The sequence below is a fragment of the Cellulomonas aerilata genome (assembly GCF_007991755.1).
GTDB classification, from domain to species: domain Bacteria; phylum Actinomycetota; class Actinomycetes; order Actinomycetales; family Cellulomonadaceae; genus Pengzhenrongella; species Pengzhenrongella aerilata.
Genome location: NZ_BJYY01000018.1, coordinates 191,401 through 210,740, shown reverse-complemented (window position 1 = coordinate 210,740; position 19,340 = coordinate 191,401). Strand labels below are relative to the sequence as shown.

General features: G+C 74.4%; 19 protein-coding genes and 1 riboswitch. Of the genes, 6 read left to right on the top strand and 13 right to left on the bottom strand.

The features are described from left to right. Positions 1-5: 5 nt before the first annotated feature. Positions 6-941 carry an ATP-binding protein gene (locus tag CAE01nite_RS15010; RefSeq protein WP_186816610.1) on the bottom strand — a complete coding sequence of 312 codons (936 nt, stop codon included), beginning with the start codon at positions 939-941 and terminating at the stop codon, positions 6-8. A 198-nt stretch (positions 942-1,139) separates the two neighbouring features. Between CAE01nite_RS15010 and CAE01nite_RS15005 the strand changes: the two genes are divergently transcribed. Next, positions 1,140-2,444 carry a PP2C family protein-serine/threonine phosphatase gene (locus tag CAE01nite_RS15005; RefSeq protein ID WP_146906175.1) on the top strand — a complete coding sequence of 435 codons (1,305 nt, stop codon included), beginning with the start codon at positions 1,140-1,142 and terminating at the stop codon, positions 2,442-2,444. Between the two features lie 56 nt (positions 2,445-2,500). Continuing rightward, entirely contained in the window at positions 2,501-2,827 is a 327-nt protein-coding gene (locus CAE01nite_RS15000; RefSeq protein WP_186816609.1) for an STAS domain-containing protein, read from the top strand. On the opposite strand, the gene CAE01nite_RS14995 is transcribed toward CAE01nite_RS15000, so the two are convergent. Next, positions 2,814-4,112, bottom strand: a complete 1,299-nt coding sequence (locus CAE01nite_RS14995) for a sensor domain-containing phosphodiesterase (protein ID WP_146906171.1) — start codon at positions 4,110-4,112, stop codon at positions 2,814-2,816. The two genes, CAE01nite_RS15000 and CAE01nite_RS14995, sit on opposite strands and share 14 nt — an antisense overlap. 88 nt (positions 4,113-4,200) lie before the next feature. Next, the gene (locus CAE01nite_RS14990; RefSeq protein WP_146906169.1) at positions 4,201-4,515 is read right to left on the bottom strand and encodes a DMT family transporter; all 315 of its coding nucleotides are present in this window, start codon (positions 4,513-4,515) and stop codon (positions 4,201-4,203) included. A gap of 11 nt (positions 4,516-4,526) precedes the next feature. Next, positions 4,527-4,589: riboswitch (guanidine-III (ykkC-III) riboswitch) on the bottom strand. Between the two features lie 199 nt (positions 4,590-4,788). Between CAE01nite_RS14990 and CAE01nite_RS14985 the strand changes: the two genes are divergently transcribed. From CAE01nite_RS14985 to CAE01nite_RS14970, 4 genes are all read left to right on the top strand, one after another. Next, positions 4,789-5,757, top strand: a complete 969-nt coding sequence (locus CAE01nite_RS14985; RefSeq protein ID WP_146906167.1) for a GGDEF domain-containing protein — start codon at positions 4,789-4,791, stop codon at positions 5,755-5,757. 107 nt (positions 5,758-5,864) lie between these two features. Next, the gene (locus CAE01nite_RS14980) at positions 5,865-6,503 is read left to right on the top strand and encodes a fasciclin domain-containing protein (RefSeq protein WP_146906165.1); all 639 of its coding nucleotides are present in this window, start codon (positions 5,865-5,867) and stop codon (positions 6,501-6,503) included. Between the two features lie 211 nt (positions 6,504-6,714). Further along, the gene (locus tag CAE01nite_RS14975) at positions 6,715-7,824 is read left to right on the top strand and encodes an NAD-dependent epimerase/dehydratase family protein (RefSeq protein WP_146906164.1); all 1,110 of its coding nucleotides are present in this window, start codon (positions 6,715-6,717) and stop codon (positions 7,822-7,824) included. Beyond that, the gene (locus CAE01nite_RS14970) at positions 7,821-8,669 is read left to right on the top strand and encodes an SMP-30/gluconolactonase/LRE family protein (protein ID WP_146906162.1); all 849 of its coding nucleotides are present in this window, start codon (positions 7,821-7,823) and stop codon (positions 8,667-8,669) included. Before CAE01nite_RS14975 ends, CAE01nite_RS14970 begins: the two co-directional genes overlap by 4 nt. Positions 8,670-8,699: 30 nt before the next feature. On the opposite strand, the gene CAE01nite_RS14965 is transcribed toward CAE01nite_RS14970, so the two are convergent. From CAE01nite_RS14965 to CAE01nite_RS14920, 10 genes are all read right to left on the bottom strand, one after another. Next, complete coding sequence (locus CAE01nite_RS14965) at positions 8,700-10,205, bottom strand: aldehyde dehydrogenase (NADP(+)) (RefSeq protein ID WP_146906160.1); 1,506 nt, start codon at positions 10,203-10,205, stop codon at positions 8,700-8,702. A gap of 54 nt (positions 10,206-10,259) precedes the next feature. Next, positions 10,260-12,128 (bottom strand): IlvD/Edd family dehydratase, encoded by a 1,869-nt coding sequence (locus CAE01nite_RS14960; RefSeq protein ID WP_146906158.1) that lies wholly within the window; start codon positions 12,126-12,128, stop codon positions 10,260-10,262. Between the two features lies 1 nt (position 12,129). After that, a complete protein-coding gene (locus CAE01nite_RS14955) occupies positions 12,130-12,921 on the bottom strand; it encodes an SDR family NAD(P)-dependent oxidoreductase (RefSeq protein ID WP_146906156.1) in 792 nt (263 codons plus the stop codon). Then, positions 12,918-14,024, bottom strand: coding sequence for a zinc-binding dehydrogenase (locus tag CAE01nite_RS14950; RefSeq protein WP_246131239.1), 1,107 nt, complete (start codon positions 14,022-14,024; stop codon positions 12,918-12,920). Before CAE01nite_RS14950 ends, CAE01nite_RS14955 begins: the two co-directional genes overlap by 4 nt. Before the next feature lie 115 nt (positions 14,025-14,139). After that, positions 14,140-15,027 (bottom strand): amidohydrolase family protein, encoded by an 888-nt coding sequence (locus CAE01nite_RS14945; RefSeq protein WP_186816608.1) that lies wholly within the window; start codon positions 15,025-15,027, stop codon positions 14,140-14,142. Next, positions 15,024-15,482 carry a VOC family protein gene (locus tag CAE01nite_RS14940; protein WP_146906152.1) on the bottom strand — a complete coding sequence of 153 codons (459 nt, stop codon included), beginning with the start codon at positions 15,480-15,482 and terminating at the stop codon, positions 15,024-15,026. Before CAE01nite_RS14940 ends, CAE01nite_RS14945 begins: the two co-directional genes overlap by 4 nt. A 133-nt stretch (positions 15,483-15,615) precedes the next feature. Further along, positions 15,616-16,353, bottom strand: a complete 738-nt coding sequence (locus CAE01nite_RS14935; protein ID WP_146906150.1) for an SDR family NAD(P)-dependent oxidoreductase — start codon at positions 16,351-16,353, stop codon at positions 15,616-15,618. A 77-nt stretch (positions 16,354-16,430) separates the two neighbouring features. Beyond that, the gene (locus CAE01nite_RS14930; protein WP_146906148.1) at positions 16,431-17,513 is read right to left on the bottom strand and encodes a Gfo/Idh/MocA family protein; all 1,083 of its coding nucleotides are present in this window, start codon (positions 17,511-17,513) and stop codon (positions 16,431-16,433) included. A gap of 44 nt (positions 17,514-17,557) precedes the next feature. Next, entirely contained in the window at positions 17,558-18,346 is a 789-nt protein-coding gene (locus CAE01nite_RS14925) for a carbohydrate ABC transporter permease (RefSeq protein ID WP_146906146.1), read from the bottom strand. A gap of 3 nt (positions 18,347-18,349) precedes the next feature. Beyond that, positions 18,350-19,309 (bottom strand): carbohydrate ABC transporter permease, encoded by a 960-nt coding sequence (locus CAE01nite_RS14920; RefSeq protein ID WP_146906144.1) that lies wholly within the window; start codon positions 19,307-19,309, stop codon positions 18,350-18,352. Between the last annotated feature and the right edge of the window lie 31 nt (positions 19,310-19,340).

Sequence of the window (19,340 nt, the reverse complement as noted above, 5' to 3'; positions counted from 1 at the left end):
GGCGCTCAGGTGAGCCGGTCGCTCGTCGCGGGGTCGCGCTGCCCGGTGCGCGTGGCGGCGTCGACGGCGTCGAGGAAGCCCCGCAGCGGGGGGAAGGGGCACTGCACGAGGTGCGGCGGCTTCGCCGCCAGCTCGAAGATCACCGTGCGACCGGCCGGGTGCGGGTGGATGTGGACGTCGTCGTCGCACCCCGAGCCCCCCAGCCCGCGGCGCAGCGTGTCCAGGCGGGCCCGCCAGTTGCCGGCCGGGAGCGCGGGGTGCAGCGGCGTCGGCCGCAGGGTGAGGTCGACGTGGTCCGGGTCCGTGGGCAGCCAACCCAGCACGAGCTCCAGTCGCCACCGCTCCCGGTCGGCCGGGCCCGGCCGGGCGCGGTTGACGACGATCGTCCGGCGGACGGGAGCCGGCGGCGGGCCGGGTCGGGGTGCCGTGTCGGTGCCTGCCCGGTCGTCGGGTGCGTGCGGACGGGTCCCACCGTCGGCGGGGAGCGTCGCCCACACCACCTTGCCGCCGCTCGGGTGCGGGTACACGCCGTAGCGGTGGGCGAGCGTCCGCACCAGGCAGAGGCCGTACCGGGCCCCGCGGGGCGCGTCGACGTCGTCGGGCGTGCAGTCCCACCACGCGGCGTCCCACCCGGGGTCACGGTCGTGGACGGCGACGACGAGCTCCCCGTCGGCCAGGGTCAGCTGCAGCTCCAGGAACGTCTGGGCGTGGACGACGGCGTTGGTGACGAGCTCGTCCGCGACCAGGCACGCCAGGTCCGTCACCTCGGGGAGCCGCCACGCGCGGCACGCCGCCCGCGTGAGCTCGCGCGCGCGGTGCGGGACGAACGGCCCCGGCGGGGCGGCGAGGGACGCCGGTCGGGTACCCCGTGGGGACGGCATCTGGACGGCCGGTCGGCCCACGAGCTCGACCCCGGGCTCGGTCCTGCGTCGCTGGTCCATGGCGCACCCCCGTGTGCCCCGCACCGGCCGGGCCGGCTCCCGTGCCCGACGCCCGCCCGACGCCGGCCCGACCATGGTGCACCGCGCGGCGCGGTCTGACACCCCTTCGACGTGGAGCTCGCCCGCGAGGTCGCCTCCGGCCGACGGCGCCGCGAGCGGGTACGGTGCGTGCGTGTCCAGACGGCAGGTGACCCGACCGTGAACGGCGAGCTCGGCGCCGGTCACGCCCCCGTGTCCGCGGCTGAGCTGGTGTTCGACTCGCTGCTCAACGCCGCCCACCTCGCGGCGCCGCACGAGCTGCCGGCGCTGATCGCCGACCACGCGCACCGGCTCGGCGCCCGTGACGCGGTCGTGTACCTGGCCGACCTCCAGCAGACGGTGCTGGTGCCGTTCCACGGGTCGTCCGCGCAGACCGAGCACCAGCACGAGGCGCTCCCGGTGGACTCGAGCCTGGCCGGCCGGTGCTACCAGACCGTCGAGGTGCTGCTCCAGCGACTGGGTCACGGCGCGGCCGGCGCGATGATGTGGATCCCGGTCCTGGACGGGACCGAGCGGCTGGGTGTCCTGTGCGTGACCGTGGCCGAGCACGTCGTCACCGACCCGGGGTTCGGGCTCCTGGAGCTGCGGCTCCGTCGGCTGGCCGCCGTCGTCGCCGAGCTGGTCATGACCAAGTCGTCCTACGGGGACACGATCGTCCAGACCCGCCGGCAGGTGCCGATGAGCCTGGCGGCCGAGATCCAGTGGGCCCTCCTGCCGCCGCTGGCCTTCGCCAGCCCGGACGTGATCATCGCCGGCGCCCTGGAGCCCGCGTACACCGTCGCCGGCGACAGCATCGACTACGCCGTCGACCCCGGGTACGCCCGGCTGGCGGTCTTCGACGGCATGGGCCACGGGTTGGAGAGCGCGCTGCTGGCGTCGCTCACCGTCGCCGCGTACCGGAACGCCCGGCGGGCGGGCACGCCGCTCGTGGACACCGCTCTGGACATCGACACCGCGGTCCACTCGCTGCACGGGACGGCGGCGTTCACCACCGGCATCCTGGCCGAGCTCGACACGGAGTCGGGGCTGCTGAGGTGGCTCTCCGCCGGGCACCCGCAGCCGCTCCTGCTGCGCGACGGGGCGGACGCGCGGGCGCTGCACGTCCAGCCGTCGCTGCCGTTCGGGCTCGAGGCGGCCCTCGGTGCCGGGCGGGCGTTCGAGGTCGGGACCGAGCACCTGGAGCCGGGCGACCGGGTGGTGATCTACAGCGACGGCATCACCGAGGCACGGGCGCCGGACGGCTCGCAGTTCGGCGTCGAGCGGCTCGTCGGCTTCCTGAACGGCCAGGCCGACGACGACGTGCCGGCGCCGGAGGCGGTGCGGCGCCTGGTGCGCGCGCTCATGGTGCACCAGCAGGGGCACTTCAGTGACGACGCGACGTTGCTCATGGTCGAATGGCGCAGCGGCCGGCACCGGACCCTGCTCCCCGGACCGCCGCTGACGGGCGGCCCCGGCGGCGTCTAGCTGCAGCGGCCCCGCACGGGCAGAGGTTCCACATCGACGGAGGGGCAGGTCAGCGGGTGAGCGAGCAGGATGCGACCGAGGAGTTCGGCCACGTGGGGATCACTGCGGCCGACGGACGGTGGCTGCTGCGGCTCACCGGGGAGATCAGCACGGAGATGAGTGCGCGCCTGGACCAGGTGCTCGAGGAGGTCGCCGTCGAGAGGCGGCCCGTGGACGTGGACCTCGCCGCGGTCACGTTCCTCGACTCCAGCGGCATCGGCTTCCTCGCCCGCCTGGGCATCGACAGCGGGGCGGAGGTCCGCGTCCTGAACGCCACCGGCCTGACCCGTGACCTCCTCGTGCTGAGCGGCCTGGAGAAGGTCCTGACGATCACCGAGTCCTGACCGGTCCCACCGTCGGACGGCGTCGGCGCAGGATCGCCTGCACCAGGGCGACGTCCGGGGACCCGGAGCCGGACCCGGCCCAGGGACGCGGCCTGCCCAGCAGGTACCCCTGCCCCAGCCGGACGCCGAGCTCGACCAGCGTGGCCACCTCCGCCGCCGTCTCGATGCCCTCGGCGACGACATGGGTACCCGTCTCGCCCGCGAACCGGACGAGCGCGCCGACGAGGGCCCGGCGGATGGGGTCCGCGTCGACGTTGCGCACCAGGGACATGTCGATCTTGAGGATGTCCGGCCGCAGCTGCAGGACGTGGCTCATGCTGGCGTAGCCGGCGCCGGCGTCGTCGACGGCCACCCGCAGGCCCGCCCGCCGGAAGGGCGCCAGGACCGCGAGCAGGCGCTCGTAGTCGCGCACCGGGGCGTGCTCGGTGAGCTCGAGCACCACGCGCGCGGGGTCGACGTCCCGCAGCACGTCCGCGAGGTTCGAGGTGATCACGTCGGGGGACAGGTTCATGCCGACGGCGGCAGGACCGTCCGGCCGGGACAGGACGTCCAGGGCGTCGCGGGCGGTGGCCAGCTCCAGCTCGGGCCCCAGCCCGCTGGCGTGCGCCGCCGCGAACCACCCCGCCGGGTTCCGGCTGGTGTCGTCGAACCGGGTGAGCGCCTCGGCCCCCACGACGTCTCCGCCGGTCAGGGTGACGACCGGCTGGAACACGGTCCGGCGGCCCACCCCGGCGCAGACGTCCTCGACCTGGCTCCGCAGCCGGGCCGCCCGCTCGCGCGCGGCGACCTCCCCGAGGGAGCGGTGGTGCAGGTCGTCCAGGACCTGGGCCACCAGCCGCGCCGTGCTCAGCGAGTGGTCGTCCAGGTACGGTGCCGGACCGCTGCTGACCAGGCAGAGCATGCCGTTGGGGACGCCGGCGACGTCGTGCAGCGGCACGCCCAGGTACGACCCGATGCTGAGGTTGAGGGTCACGTCGAGCCAGATCGCCGTCGGCTCGTCGTGCGTGTTGGGGATGAGGGCCGGCATGGTCCCCTGCAGGACCCGTGCGCAGTAGGCGTCGTTCAGCGGCGTCGAGGCGCCGACCTGCGGTCCGGTGTGCCCGTCCTCGGCGTCGACGAACCTGAAGACCTGCTGCGTCCCGACGAACTCGCTCGTCCAGCCGACCTGCATCCCGACCTGACGGCGCAGGACCTGCAGCAGGCGCCCGCACGCCTCCTCGTACCCGTCGGGCCCCGACAGGTTCTCCACCGACGCGAACTGGTCGTCGAGCTCCGAGCCACTCATGCCTGGCAGTCCCCCCGACCGGCGCAGTGTGGGCGACCGTGAAGATACCGCGCGGCCGACCCGGGGTGCGGTTGTCGGTGCGGGACCGTCAGTGCAGGACCTTGAGCCCCACCACGCAGCCGACGATCCCGGCGAGCAGGAGGACCTTCACCACGGAGACCGACTCGGCTCCGGTGGCCATCGCGTAGGTGACGGTCAGGACGGCGCCGATCCCCACCCACACCGCGTACGCGGTGCCGACCGGCAGGTCACGCATCGCGTACGCCAGACCGGCCATGCTCAGCGCGAGCGCCGCGAGGAAGACGGCGGACGGACCGGGGCGGCTCAGGCCGTCGGACCTCCCGAGCGCCGTGGCCCAGACGGCCTCCAGCACACCGGACAGGACGAGCACAGACCAGGACATGACGGGCCTCCAGCGGCCGTCTTGTCGCGATCCGGGTACGGCTCCCTCGTCCGGGGCCCGCCGTCGGGCCTCGACGTCACGGTGGCACGGGCCCGGGGAAGCGGCAACCACGTCGGCGGTGACCCTGGCCACCACCCGTCGCGCCCACCGGCGCCCGCACCGACGCGTTCGGGGGACTCTCCGTCGCAGGCCGCGCACGCCCTGGGCCTGCTCTGCCAGGCTGTGCGGCGCCCCAGGCTGGGAGCGGGCTGTCGACAGGGTCAGGAGAGTGGTGTGGCAGGGCGGCTGCTCTCGAGGTCGGTCGGCGCCGGGCAGGCCCGGGTCCTGAGCACCGCCACCGGACTCACCGCCGCGGTGTGCGGCGTGACGGTCCTCGTCCCGTTCAGCGACACCGCCCCCCGCGGGCTCGCCGCCGTCCTGTCCGTGGTGGGGTTCGGGCTGGCCGGCCTGCTGCGCCGGAACGCGCACCGCCTCACCGCGGGCCACGTGCACCTGTTCCTCGTCGTCGTCACGGCCGTGATGGCGTGGTGCGTCGCCGGCTCGACGACCCCGACCGGGGCGGTGGTCACCGCTGTGAGCTTCTTCTGGGTGGCGATGTACGTCGCGGTGTTCGGGAGCCGCACCGAGATGGTCGTGCACCTCGCGCTGGTCGGCGCCGCTCTGGGCTACGGGCTGTGGGCGGCCTCGCCCCCGTCGGTCGTCCAGAGCTGGCTGTTCCTCATGAGCACCATCACCGGGGTGGCGTGGGTCCTCAACGGCAAGGTGGCCGGGCTGCGGCAGGACGCCACCCGCGACGAGCTCACCGGCGCGCTCACCCGACGCGGCTTCCTCGACGTGGCGCGGCGCGAGCTGGCCTGGGCCGGCCGCACGGGCAGCCCGCTCACCCTCGTGGTGATCGACCTCAACGGCTTCAAGGGCATCAACGACCGGTACGGGCACGCGGCCGGCGACGCGGTGCTGGCCGGGCTGCCGCAGGCGTGGGCGCCCAGCCTGCGCCCGCGGGACGTCCTGGGACGCCTGGGTGGCGACGAGTTCGCGCTGCTCATGCCCGGGACGGAGCAGGCGGAGGCCGCCGCCGTGGTGGACCGGCTGCGCGCGTCGAGCGTGTCCGTCACCTTCGCGGCCGGCATTGCGGCGTGGGCCGGGCAGGACCTCGAGTCCTGGATCGCCGCGGCGGACGTGCTGCAGTACACGGACAAGGGCCGCGCCCGCGACGACGACCAGGACGGCGTGCCGGCCTGACCTGCGTGCATCCGGCACCGCCGCGGCCGCGGTAGGGGTGGCAGGACGCCGCGCGGCGTCCCGCGCGGCCGCAGCCCGCGCCCGTCCCGCACCCGAGGAGCTGTCCCATGAGCCACCGTCGTCTCGCCCTCACCGCCGGCGCACTCGCCGTCACGACCCTCGCGACCGTGTCCAGCGTGTCCACCGCGTCCGCGGCGACAGCCCCGACCGGCACGTCCAGCCTCGCGTCGGTGCTCCTCGCCGACGGCGACACGTTCGACCGCGACTGGTCCGACTACGACGTCGTCACGCAGGCCGTGCTGGCGGTCCTCGACGCGAAGCCGGGCAGCCCGGTCGCCGTCCTCACCGACGGGACGGTCCCCCTGACGGCGTTCCTGCCGGACGACCGCGCGTTCCGGATCCTGGCCGCGGACGTGACGGGCCACTGGGACCGCGACGAGGCCGCGGTGTTCGCGACGGTCGCGTCGCTCGGCATCGACACCGTCGAAGCGGTCCTGCTGTACCACGTCGTACCGGGCGCGACGATCGACTCCGCGGCCGCGCTCGGCTCCGACGGCGCCGCGCTGCGCACGGCCTCGGGCGGCACGGTGGAGGTCGACGTCCTGAGCCGTCGGGTCGTCCGGCTGCAGGACGCCGACCCGAGCGACCGCGACCCGTTCCTCGCACGCCGGCAGCTGGACCTCAACGCGGGGAACGTCCAGATCGCCCACGGCCTCACCGCCGTCCTGCGGCCGGTCGACCTCTGACGGTCGCTGCACGGGGGACCCGGCGCGTCGGCACCCGGGTCCCCCGTCGCGCGTCGGTCGGCCGGTCGCCGGCCGCGCGGTGGGCGGCGCGTGCGTGGGGGACCGGGCTCAGCCGGCGGCGGTACCGTCTCGCCGCGCGCCGGAGGGGCCCGAGTCCGCAGACTCGTCCCTACGCGCGGCGACCCGCCCGCGCGACGACCACGGAGAGACGATGTCCACACCACCTTCTGCGCCCGCACCCGACGTCGCCGTCCCCGCCGCGGCCGGGGTCGACCCCGCGCCCCTGGACGTCCTGTACCTCGGCGGCACGGGGACGATCAGCGCGTCGTGCGTGCGCCGCTCCGTCGCGGCCGGCATGCGCGTGGCCGTGCTGAACCGTGGGCACAACACCAACGACCGCGACCTGCCGGACGACGTCACGTGGCTGCACGGTGACGTCACCGACCCGGCGAGCCTCGCCGAGGCCCTGGGGGACCGCCGCTTCGACGCCGTGGTTAACTTCCTCTCCTACACCGCCGAGGACGCGGAGCGCATGGTCGAGGTCTTCACCGGCCGGACCGCCCAGTACGTCCACATCAGCTCGGCCTCCGTGTACGGCAAGCCGGTGCTCCAGTGGCCGATCGTGGAGTCCACGCAGCTGCACAACCGCTTCACGGCGTACTCGCGCGACAAGCTCGACGCCGAGCGTGCGCTGCTGCGCGCGCACGCCGAGCGGGGCTTCCCGCTGACCGTCGTCCGCCCGTCGCACACGTACGACGACGCCAACCCCCCGCTGCCCGGCGGCTGGACCGTGGTGGACCGGATCGCGCGCGGTGACGAGGTCGTCGTGCACGGGGACGGGACGTCGCTGTGGACGCTGACCCACGCCGACGACCTCGCGCAGGGCCTGGTGGGGCTGCTCGGCAACCCGCGGGCGGTCGGCGAGGCGTTCCACATCACGTCCGACGACGTCCACACCTGGGACGGGATCTACACGGCCATCGCCCAGGCTCTCGGGGTCGAGCCGCGGCTGGTGCACGTCCCGTCCGACCTGCTGACGGTCGGCGCCCCGGACTGGTTCTGGACGGAGCTCATCGTCGGGGACCTGTCCCACAGCGCCGTCTTCGACAACACCAAGATCCGGCGGTACGTGCCCTCGTACGTGCCGGCGCTGACGTTCCACCGGGCGGTGCGGCGCATGCTCGCGTGGCGTGCCGCGCACCCGGACCAGACCGCCCCCGACCCGGCCACCGACGCCGTCCTGGACCGGCTCGTGGAGGGCTACCACGCGGCGGAGAAGGCCTTCGCGGCGCTGCGCCCCGAGGGTGAGGGCGGCCGGTGAGGGCTCAGGCGCTGACCGACGCCGTCGCCGGGCACGGCGAGGGGCCGGTCTGGGACGCGGCGGCGGGTGTCCTGCGCTGGGTCGACATGCTGGCCGGGGACGTCCTGACGCTGGAGCCGACCGGCGCCGTGACCCGGTCGCACGTCGGCGACGTGGCGGCGGCGTTCCGGCCGCGCGCGAGCGGCGGGATGGTGGTCGCCGTCGAGCGCGGGTTCGCGCTCGTCGACGCCGACGGCCGCGTCGGCCCGGTCCACGAGGCCTTCTCCGATCCCGGCGTGCGGATGAACGACGGCGGCTGCGACCCGGCCGGCCGCTTCTTCTGCGGCTCCATGGCCTACGACGAGTCGCCGGGTCGGGGCTCGCTGTTCCGGTTCGACCCGGACGGGACGGTGACCCGCGTGCTGGACGGGCTGACGATCTCCAACGGGATCGCGTGGAGCCCGGACGGCTCGAGGTGCGTCTACGTCGACACCGGGACCGGGCGGGTCGACACGTTCGACTACGACGTGGCCACCGCGACCCTGTCGGACCGGCGGCCGCTGGTCGACGTCGACCCCGGGCACGGCATGCCGGACGGGCTGGCCCTGGACGCCGAGGGCGGCATCTGGGTCGCGCTGTGGCAGGGCGGGGCGGTGCACCGCTACACCGCCGACGGCCGGCTGGACGCGGTGGTGGAGCTGCCGGCCCGGCAGGTGACGGCCTGCGCGTTCGGCGGTCCGGACCGCGACCGGCTGTTCGTGACGACGTCGCGGCTCGGCCTGGAGGACGCCGAGCCGGGCGCCGGCGCGGTGTTCGTGGCGGACGTCGGCGTGCGCGGCGCCCCGGTCCCGGCGTTCGCCGGCTGACGTCGGGCCGGGGCCGGGGGAGCCGGCGGCTCACACCACGAGGACCCCGTCGACCCGGCGCGGGATGCCGGTGAAGTCCTCACGGAGCTCGGCGGGCAGCAGGTGCGCCGGGACGTCCTGCAGGCTGACCGGGCGCAGCCAGCGGCGGATGGCGCCGGCCCCGACGGAGGTGTGCAGCGGGCTGGTCGTCGCCGGGTAGACGCCGCCGTGGTGCATGGCCCAGCTCACCGCGACACCGGTCGGGTAGCCGTTCCACACGACCCGCCCGGTCCGGGCGGACAGGTGGTCGAGCAGCGGTGCGGCCAGCTCGTCGTCGTCGCCGCTGTGCACGGTCGCGGTCAGGGCGGGCCCGACGGCGCTCAGGGTGGCGAACAGCTCGTCGCGGGTGGAGTAGCGCGCGACGACCAGGACCGGGCCGAAGCACTCCTCGAGCATCGCCTGCGACACCTGCCCGGCGTCGGCCTCGAGCAGGACGGGGGAGACGGCGGCGGCCGTCGGGTCCACCGGGGACCCCACGAGCACGCGGACGCCGGGGGAGCCGCGCAGCTCCTGCGTGCCGGACGCGAACCCCTCGCGGGTGCGCTGGTTGAGCATCACCGCCGCGGTGGTCCCACGCACCCGGTCCGTCAGGGCGGCGACGAGCGTGTCGCCGTCCGGCCCCGACGGCACCAGCGCCAGTCCGGGCTTGGTGCAGAACTGGCCGACGCCCAGCGTGAACGACGCGGCCAGCCCGTCGCCGATCGCCCCCGCCCGATCCCGGGCCGCCGCCGGGGTCACGGTGAGCGCGTTGAGCGCGCCGAGCTCCCCGTAGAACGGGATCGGCCGGGAGCGCATCGACGCCCGGTCGTGCAGGGCCCGCCCCCCGGCGACGGACCCCGTGAAGCCGACGGCGGTGATGCGCGGGTCCTCCACGACGCCGACCCCCGCGTCGCGGCCGAACACCGCGGCGACCGTCGCGGACGGTGCGCCGGCCGCCTCGGCGCCGCGCTGCAGCGCAGCGAGCTGACGGGCCGAGGACGCGGGGTGCGACTCGTGCGCCTTCACCACCACGGGGCAGCCGGCCGCCAGCGCGGACGCCGTGTCCCCGCCGGAGACCGAGAACGCGAACGGGAAGTTGCTGGCGCCGAAGACGCCGACCGGTCCCAGGGGCCGCAGCATCCGGCGCAGGTCGGGCCGGGGACCCATCGCGGTGATGCCCGCGTGGTCGATCGTCGCCTCGAGGTAGCCGCCGTCGTCGAGCACCTCGGCGAAGAACCGCAGCTGGTACGTCGTGCGCGTCAGCTCGCCGTTCAGGCGGGTCGCCCCGAGGGCGGTCTCCCGGTCGGTGACCTCGACGAGCACTTCGCGGTCCTCCTCCAGCGCGTCGGCCATGAGCCGCAGCATGCGGGCCCGGCCGTCGCGGCCCAGGGCGTCCAGCGCCGGCGCTGCGTCCGCCGCCGCCGCGCACGCCCGGGCGACGTCGTCCGCCGAGGACTCCGGCGCCACCTCCTCGACCGCCTCGCCGGTGCGGGGGTCGATGCTCTCCACCACGGTCATCGCCGGGACTCCTTCACCACGTCAGTCGGGCCGTGCATCGGATGTGCCTGGGGGTCAGTGCGAGTCGCGCGGTACGGCGGACCCGCGCGAGCCCCGCAGGAAGGACAGGTCCGCGCCCTGGTCGGCGCCCTGGACGAACTCGCGGTACAGCCAGACGTAGCCGCTCTCGGACTCGCGGACCGGCGCCTGCCACTCGGCACGGCGCCGCTCGAGCTCGTCGTCGGGCAGGTCCACCGAGAGGCTACGGCCCGGCACGTCGAGGACGATCTCGTCGCCGGTCCGCACCAGCCCGAGCGGTCCGCCGAGCGCCGCCTCCGGCGTGACGTGCAGGATCACGGTGCCGAAGGCGGTCCCGCTCATCCGGCCGTCGGAGATGCGGACCATGTCGGTGACGCCGGCCTTGAGCAGCTTGGTCGGCAGCGGGACGTTGGCGACCTCCGGCATGCCGGGGTACCCCTTGGGCCCGGCACCCCGCACGACGATGACGTCGTCGGGGGACAGGTCCAGGTCGTCGACCTGGTGGTGGTACTCCTCCGGGGAGTCGAACACCACCGCTCGCCCCCGGTGCACCAGCAGGTGCGGGGACGCGGCGGACTGCTTGACGACCGCCCCGCCGGGGGCCAGGTTGCCGCGCAGCACCGCGGTGCTGCCGGCCTCCTGCAGCGGCTCGGCGATGGTGCGGATGACGTCGCGGTTCCAGCACTCGGCGGCGGCCACGTCCTTGGCGATGCTCTGCCCGCTGACGGTGAGCGCGTCGTCGTTCAGCAGGCCCGCGACGGACAGCTCGCGCAGCACCACGGGCAGTCCGCCGGCGTAGCAGAAGTCCTCCATGAGGAACCGGCCGCTGGGCAGCAGGTCGACGATGGTCGGCACTACCGAGGCCAGCCGGTCGAAGTCCTCCAGCTCCAACGGCACGCCCACCCGACCCGCGATCGCCAGCAGGTGGATGATCGCGTTGGTCGACCCGCCGATGGCCGCGACCGTGCGGATCGCGTTCTCGAACGCCTCCCGCGTCATGATCTGGCTGGGGCGCAGGTCCTCGTCGACCATCGTGACGATCCGCTGCCCGGCCGCCTGCGCGATCTCGTAGCGGCGGGCGTCCACGGCCGGCCAGCTCGCGGAGCCCGAAAGCTGCATCCCGAGCGCCTCGGCGACGCTCGCCATGGTCGAGGCCGTCCCCATGGTCATGCAGTGCCCGGCGGACCGGGCCATGCAGCCCTCGGCGACGTGGCAGTCGGCCTCCGTCATGCGCCCGGCCGCCATCTCGGCCTCGAACTTCCACAGGTGCGTGCCCGAGCCGACGTCCTGCCCACGGAACTTGCCGTTGAGCTGCGGCCCGCCGGTCACCATGATCGCCGGCAGGTCGACGCTCGCCGCCCCCATGAGCAGGCCGGGCGTGGTCTTGTCGCACCCGCCCAGCAGCACCACGCCGTCCAGCGGGTTGGCCCGGATCAGCTCCTCGGCCGACATGGCGATCATGTTGCGGTAAAGCATGGCCGTGGGCCGGATGAGCGTCTCGCCGGTGGACACCACGGGGAACACCAGCGGGAAGCCGCCGGCCTGCCACACGCCGCGCTTGACCGCCTCGGCCACCTTGTCCAGGTGGGCGTTGCACGGGTTCAGCTCGGACCACGTGGTGGCGATCCCGATGACCGGGCGGCCGTCGAACACCTCCGGCCCCGTGCCCTGCGTGCGCAGCCACGAGCGGTAGAGCATCCCGCCGCGCCCGCTCGCGCCGAACCAGGCCTGGCTGCGCCGTCGGGGTCGGCCCGCGGCACGGTCCTGCGCCTCCTGCACCGCGTCGTGCTCACCCGCCGCGGGTCCCTGCGGGGCACCCGCCCCGGACGAGCCGGGCCCCGTCCCCGCCGGCACGGGGGGCACCTCGGGCCCGGCCGACGCGGGCGTGCGCTCGTTCTCGGTCATGTCAGATCCAGCCACCGTCGACCACCCATCGTTGAGCCGTGCACATCGTGGAGTCGTCCGCCGCGAGCCACAGCACGAGCCGGGCGACGTCGGCGGGCTGCAGGCGTTGCGGCAGGCACTGCGAGCGCTCGATCTCGCGCTCCGCCTCCGGCGTCACCCAGTCCCGCAGCTGCCGGTCGGTCATCACCCAGCCGGGGACGACGCAGTTGACCCGGATGCCGTCCGGGCCGAGGTCGCGGGCGAGCGAGCGGGTCAGGCCCTCGATACCCGCCTTGGCGGTCGCGTACCCGCTGCTCCGGGCGAACTTGGCGTGCCAGATGATCGAGCCCATGTTGATGACCGAGCCCCGCCCGGCGGCGGCCATGCCCGGGGCGACCGCCTGGGCGGCGAAGAAGTGCGCGCGCAGGTTGACGGCGAGCTTCTCGTCCCAGTAGTCGACCGTCACGTCCCCGACGGCGTGCCGCTCGTCGTTGGCGGCGTTGTTCACCAGCGCCTCGATCGGCCCGAGGGCGTCCGCGGCGGTGCGCAGCGCGGACTGCAGCGCACCGACGTCACCGACGTCGCAGCGGCCGAACCAGGGCGCGCGCCCGGTCGCCGCCTCGAGCCCGGCAGCCAGTGCGGCGCCGGCCGCCTCGTCCAGGTCGACGAAGGCGACGCGGGCGCCCTGGTGCGCCAGCTGCGCCACGAGCTCGGCGCCGATCCCGGTCGCCCCGCCGGTCACGAACACCGGCCGCTCACGCAGGCTCGGGTACGTCGCGAACCCGGCGTCCGTCGTCGTCGCGGGCGCGCTCATGCGGCGGCCCCCGGGAGGATGACGGCGCGACCGACCGCTCCGGCCACCAGGGCGTCGTAGGCGTCGTTGATCCGCTCGAGCGGGTAGGTCCGGCCGAGCAGGGCGTCCAGGTCCAGCCGGCCCGCGGCGTACATCTCGAGCAGCCGGGGGACCTGGCTCACCGTGTTCGAGGAGCCGTACAGGCTGCCGACCAGCCGCTTCTCGCGCTGGACGAGGTCGTTGAGCGGGATGGCGACGGTCGCACCGGCGCGGCCGAGCCCGATGGCGACCGTCGTGCCGCCCGTGCGCAGGCTCGCCATCGCGGCTTGCACCGTCTCGGCCTTGCCGACGGCGTCGAACGCCCAGTCCACGCCGTCCGGGCAGATCGCCCGCACCGCCTCGTCGACGGCGCCGTCGCCCACGGTGATCGTGTGCGTCGCGCCGAGGCGACGGGCCAGGTCCAGCTTGTCCGGGGCGACGTCGGCCACCACGACCGGGTACGCGCCGACCAGGTCGGCGCCCATGACGGTCGACAGGCCGACGCCGCCGGCGCCCATGACGAGCACGCTGCGGCCCGCGCCGGCGCCCAGCACGTTGAGGACCGCCCCGACCCCCGTCACCACCGCGCACCCGATCAGCGCGGCGACGGCCGGCGGGGTGCCGTCCGGGATCCGGATGACGGACTCCTGGGCGAGGACCGCACGTTCGGCGAAGCACGACACGCCCAGGAAGTGGTGGACGGTGTCGCCGCCGGCGGACAGCCGGCTCGTCCCGTCCAGCAGGCCGCCGGTGGAGACCTGCCGCTTGGCCGACGTGCACAGGGCCGGACGGCCCGACGAGCAGAACGCGCAGTGGCCGCAGCGGGGGCGCCACATGAGGACGACCTGGTCACCGGGCGCGACCCGGGTGACGCCCGCCCCGACGGCCTCGACCACCCCGGCGCCCTCGTGGCCGAGGACGATCGGCAGGCGCGTGGGCAGGTCGCCCGTCATGTAGTGCAGGTCGCTGTGGCAGACGCCGGCCGCCTGCACCCGGACCAGGACCTCTCCGGCGCGCGGCTCGTCGAGCTCGACGTCCTCGATGGTCATCGGCTGCCCGGGCTCGCGCAGGACCGCTGCCTTCACTGTCTGCTCCTTCGGTGTCGGTGTCGGTCCCCGGCGCCGTCGCCGGGGACAAGGTTCGCACGCGTCGTGCGTGGTCGCGGACCGGGGGACGGACCGGGGAACGGTCCGCGGACGGTCAGGGTCCGGCGGGGACCGGCTCGAGGCGGAACACGCGCCGGGCGTTGCCGGCCAGGACGGCCGCCTGCTCCGCCCCGGAGAGGTCGCCGATCGCCGCCCGGAACACGCCCAGCGCGTCGCCGTAGCCGCTGTACAGCCGCTCGACCGGCCAGTTGGAGCCGTACAGGCACCGGTCGGGCCCGAAGGCGTCGACCAGCGCCCGGATCCAGGGCCGCCGGCTCGCGGGGGTCCAGTCGTGGTCGTGCACGCCGAGGCTGGAGATCTTGACGACCACGTTCGGCTCCGCGGCGAGCGTGCCCAGGGCAGCCCTCCACGTGCGCAGGTACTCCGGGCTGCGCGACTCCGGCATGCCGCTCTGGTCCACGCACAGGACGACGTCGGGCACCGCGCGCACGAGCGCGACGGCGGCCGCGACGTGGTCGACGCCCACCGAGTGGCAGAGCACCAGGCCGGTGCCGGCGAGCCGTGCGTACCCGCGGCGGAACGCCGGGTCGCCCAGGACCGACCCGTCGCGCATGTCCCGGACGCCGCGCAGCCGGTCGTGCTCGCGGTGGCGGTCGAGCGTCGCGGCGGCGTCGGGCGCCGCCAGGTCAACGCCGGCCACGATCGCGTCGGGCCACCCGGTCTCGTCGCCCAGGCCCTGCAGCCACCGCGTCTCGGCCAGGTGCCCGGACGTCGCCGCGCTCATGTGCACCACCTGGGTCACCCCGTGCATCCGGGTGTCGGCCCGCAACTCGGGGACGGAGTACCGCACCGCGCGCAGCCCGTCGAGGTCGCCGAGGGTCGCCTCGGCGCCGTCGCCGTCGAGCCACCCGTACTCCAGGTCCGTGCGTCGCCGGTCCCAGAAGTGCACGTGGGTGTCGACGACGGGCAGATCAGCGGTCACACGTGCGGCTTGATGTTGAGGTTGACCCCGAGGCGGTCCTCGCCGTCCACGATGGTCCAGCTGCCGCCGGGGTAGAAGCCCACGGTGCGCATCTCGTACCCCATGGTCTCCAGCTCGGAGACGACGGCGTCCCGGGCGTCGCCGACGGCGAAGCCGATGTGGTGCACGCCGGGGCCGTGGGCCTTGAGGAACTCCCGGAACGTCGAGGGGTTCTGGTCGGGCTCCTGCACCTCCAGGACGAACCCGCGCTCCGGGCACTCGATCACGGCGAGCTTGAGGCTGTACGCAGCGACCTCGCCGCGGTAGGTCTCGTCGGGGTTGGGCTCGGCGCTGCTGACGCGCACCTCGGGGCGGTCGACCCCGAGGAGCTCGCACCAGTGGTCGAGCGCACGCTCGATGTCCTCGACGACGACGGCGATCTGGATCATCCCGGTCAGGGGGACGCGGTTCTGCATGGGGGGTCTCTCTCGGGTCGGTGGCGCGGATGGGTGGCGCCGGTGGGTGGCGCCGGTGGGTGGCGCGGATGGGGCGCGCAGGGGAGGGGGAGGCGGGCGACGGCCGAGGGGGCCGTCGCCCGCCCCGTCGGGCTCAGACCTGGCTCATGCCGCCGTCGACGACGAGCTCGGCGCCCGCGACGAAGCTGCTCTCCTGGGAGGCCAGGAACAGCGCGGCGGCGGCGACCTCCTCGGGGCGGCCGATGCGTCCGACCGGCACCGCCTCGGCGATGCGCCGGATGCTCTCCTCGCCGCCGACGAAGTCGGAGAACCCGACCGACATGGTCGGCCCCGGGCTGAGCGCGTTGACCCGGATGCTGCGCTCGCGCAGGTCGTTGGTCATGGTGCGGGCGAAGGACCGCACGGCGGCCTTGCTCGCGTTGTAGGTGGCGTGGTTCCGGTCGCCGTTGCTGCCCGAGATCGAGGAGACGAGCACCACGCGGGCGCCGTCGGCCAGCAGCGGGAGGGCCTTCTGCACGGTGAAGAAGGTGCCGCGGATGTTCAGGTCCGTGACGCCGTCGAACAGGTCCGGGGTCATCTCCGCCAGGGGCGCCTCGCTGCCGCCGCCGGCGTTGGCGACCAGCACGTCCACCGGCCGGCCGGTGGCGCGGACCGCGTCCATCAGCGCGTCCAGGTCCTCCAGCGAGGAGGCGTCGCCCGGCACGCCGGTGACCCGCGGCCCGAGCTCCGCGACCGCCTCGTCGAGGACGTCCTTGCGTCGTCCGGTGAGGACGACGTCCGCGCCCTCGGCGACGAACCGCGCCGCGATCGCCCGGCCGATGCCCTGCGACCCCCCGGTCACCACTGCCAGCGCGCCGTCCAGCTGTCCCATGTCGGTCTGTCCCCTGCTCGATGTGGTGGTGGTGGTGATGCTGCGGCCGTCCGGCCGGGTCCGACCCTGCGGTGGGCTCACGCGCCGGCCGCCCACGGCTCCTTGGCCACGCGCACGTCGGTGCGGGTCCGCGCCGACTCCTCGATCGCCAGGCCGATCGCGTGGTCCTGGCACGCCTGCGCGAGCGGGTACGGGCCCGGGGCCTCGTCCCGGGCCCAGGCACCGGTGGCGACGAGGTGGTCGGCGACGGCGAGGTCGTCCTCGGAGAAGCGGGTGCCGACCCACGCGTTGCGCCACACGACCCGGCCGTCGAACGACGCGTGCACCACGTCGTTGCCCTCGAGGTTCATGTCGACCCCGGTGCGGCGGTAGACGACCGGTGAGGTGATCGGGCCCTCGGGCGTCAGCCGCGTGACCTCGTCGTCGACGATCTCGCCGAGCGAGCCGCGGACGACGACGCGCCGCGCGCGCAGCGGGTTCCACCACTGGTTGTCGACGAAGTCGTAGAGCCCCATCCGGCCGTCGCCGAAGTCCAGGGTGGCGACCGTCGTCGTGCGCGGCTCGGGCTGGGCGTCCGGCACCCACCCGTGGAAGCTGAGCGGGTCCGCGAGCGGCGCGACGAACGTCCGGGCGTCGACCACGGTCTCGGCCATGTCGACCCCGAGGTAGCCGCGGACGAGCGACACCGCGTGGTACAGGTGCGTGGAGGCGACCTCGACGCTGGTAGGGGCGCCGATGACGCCGTCGCCCACGACCGCCAGCCGCGCCGCGTGGCCGGGCATCCGGGTGTACTGCTCGGCCACCTGGACCAGGCCGGACGAGCCGACCTCCTCCCACAGCGACCGCAGGCCGTCGAGGTCCGGCGCCGGCGGCGTCTCGGCGAGGACCTTGACCCCGGCGGCGACGAGCTCGCGCGTCACGACCGGCATGGCCGGCCAGGACACCGCGGGGACGACGAACTCCGGGCGCAGGGCCAGTGCCTCGTCGACGGTGCCGACCGTCCGGACGCCCCACCGGGCGCTCAGGCGCTCGGCCTCGCTCGGGCGGCGCGCCACGACGGCCACCACCTGCAGCTGCTCGGGGGCCGCCTGCGCCAGCCGGAGGAAGAACTCGGAGCGCCAGCCGCTGCCGATGACGACGAACTGCACGGGTCCCTGCACGGGGGTGTTCCCTTCGATGGGGTGGGACGTCCTGGGGGCGGCGGTCACTTGAGCGCACCGGCCGCGAGGCCGCGCTCGAAGTACTTCTGCAGCGACAGGTACGCGATGATCTGCGGCACCGCCGTGATGACGGCCGCGGCCAGGACGCCGGTCTGGTCGTTCGTGTACTGGCTGGTGAAGAAGGACGGCAGCAGCGTGACGACCTGCCGGTCCGGGTCGTTGAGCATGAGCAGCGGCAGCAGGTAGGCGTTCCACGCGGAGATGAGCGTCAGCACGACGATCGCCGCGGCGATGGGCCGGGTGAGCGGCATCACGATGCGCCAGAAGACCTGCAGGATCGACGCGCCGTCCACGCGTCCGGCCTCCATGAGCTCCGACGGGATCCCCTGGAAGAAGCTGCGCGCCAGCAGGACCGTGAACGGCACCTGCAGGGCGGCCAGCGGCAGGATGACCGCGATGTGCTCGTTGTAGAGGTCGAAGGTCGACGCCGTCACGAACAGCGGGGTCAGCAGGACCGCCTCGGGCATGGTCAGCGCCGCGAGCAGCAGCCAGAACCAGACCTCCTTGCCGGCGATGCGCAGCTTGGCGAAGCCGAACGCCGCGAGCATCGTGACGACGTACACCAGGGCGATCGTCGACACGGCGATGATGAGGCTGTTGCGGAAGTAGGTGCCGACGACGCCGGTGGCGAAGACCTTCTCGTAGTTGCTCCAGCCGCGTCCGGCGAAGGAGCCCGACACCATGACGACCAGCGGGGCCAGGAACGGCAGGGCCAGGACGACCGCGAGCACGTGCAGCCCGATCCGGTCCCGGGTGGTGCGTGCCTCGAACATGGCTCAGCTCCTCTCGGCGCGGCGGTTGCGGATGCTCATGAGCACGCCGCCGGTGATGGCGAGGACCAGGAGCGCGACGGAGATCGCCGCCGCGTACCCGAAGTGCTTCTCCGCGACCATGACCTGGTAGATGTACGTGCCCAGGAACTCGGTGCCGTGGTTGGGACCGCCCTTGGTCACCAGGTACGGCACGTCGAACGTCTTGAGGGCGCCGATGAGGCCCAGCAGCGCCAGGGCCGCGGTGGTGCCGCGGACCATCGGCCACACGATGGAGCGCAGCGCCCGGATGTTGCCGGCGCCGTCGATCCGCGCGGCCTCCATGACCTCGGGGTCGACCTGGCTCATCGCGGCGAAGAACAGGATGAACGTCAGGCCGGTCCACTGCCAGACGGTGACGACCATGACCACGCCCATCGCGGTGGTCGCGTCGGCGAGCCACGGCCGGGAGACCGCGTCGAGCCCGACGGCGTCCAGCAGCCGGTTGAGCTGGCCGTCGGCGTCGAAGATCTGCCGGAACACCGGCGCCATGATCGCCGGGGCGAGCACGGTCGGGACGAACACGACGACCTTGAACAGCGTCCCGAAGCGGAGCTTGGAGTGCATGAGCGCCGCGAACACGAAGCCCAGGACCGTCTGCACCGTGAAGGTGATGACGAAGAAGTAGGCCGTGTGCCACAGCGACCGCCAGAACACCGGGTCGCCGACCATCTCGGTGTAGTTGGCCCCGCCGACCGGCTCGGACGGCGAGAGGATGAAGCCGTTCCAGTCGAGCGTGGAGACGTACCCGGTGTAGCCGATCGAGAAGTAGACCAGGCCGATCACCAGGACGACGGCCGGGAGGATCCACGGCAGGCCCGAGGCCTGCCGCACGCCGCGACGTCGCGTGACCGCGCCGTCGTCGGCCCGGCCCGGCACCGGGGCGGAGCGCCCCGGGGTCTGCCGTGCTGCTGCAGTGGTGCTCATCGGTGTGTCCCTTGCTGAGGTCGGGTCCCCG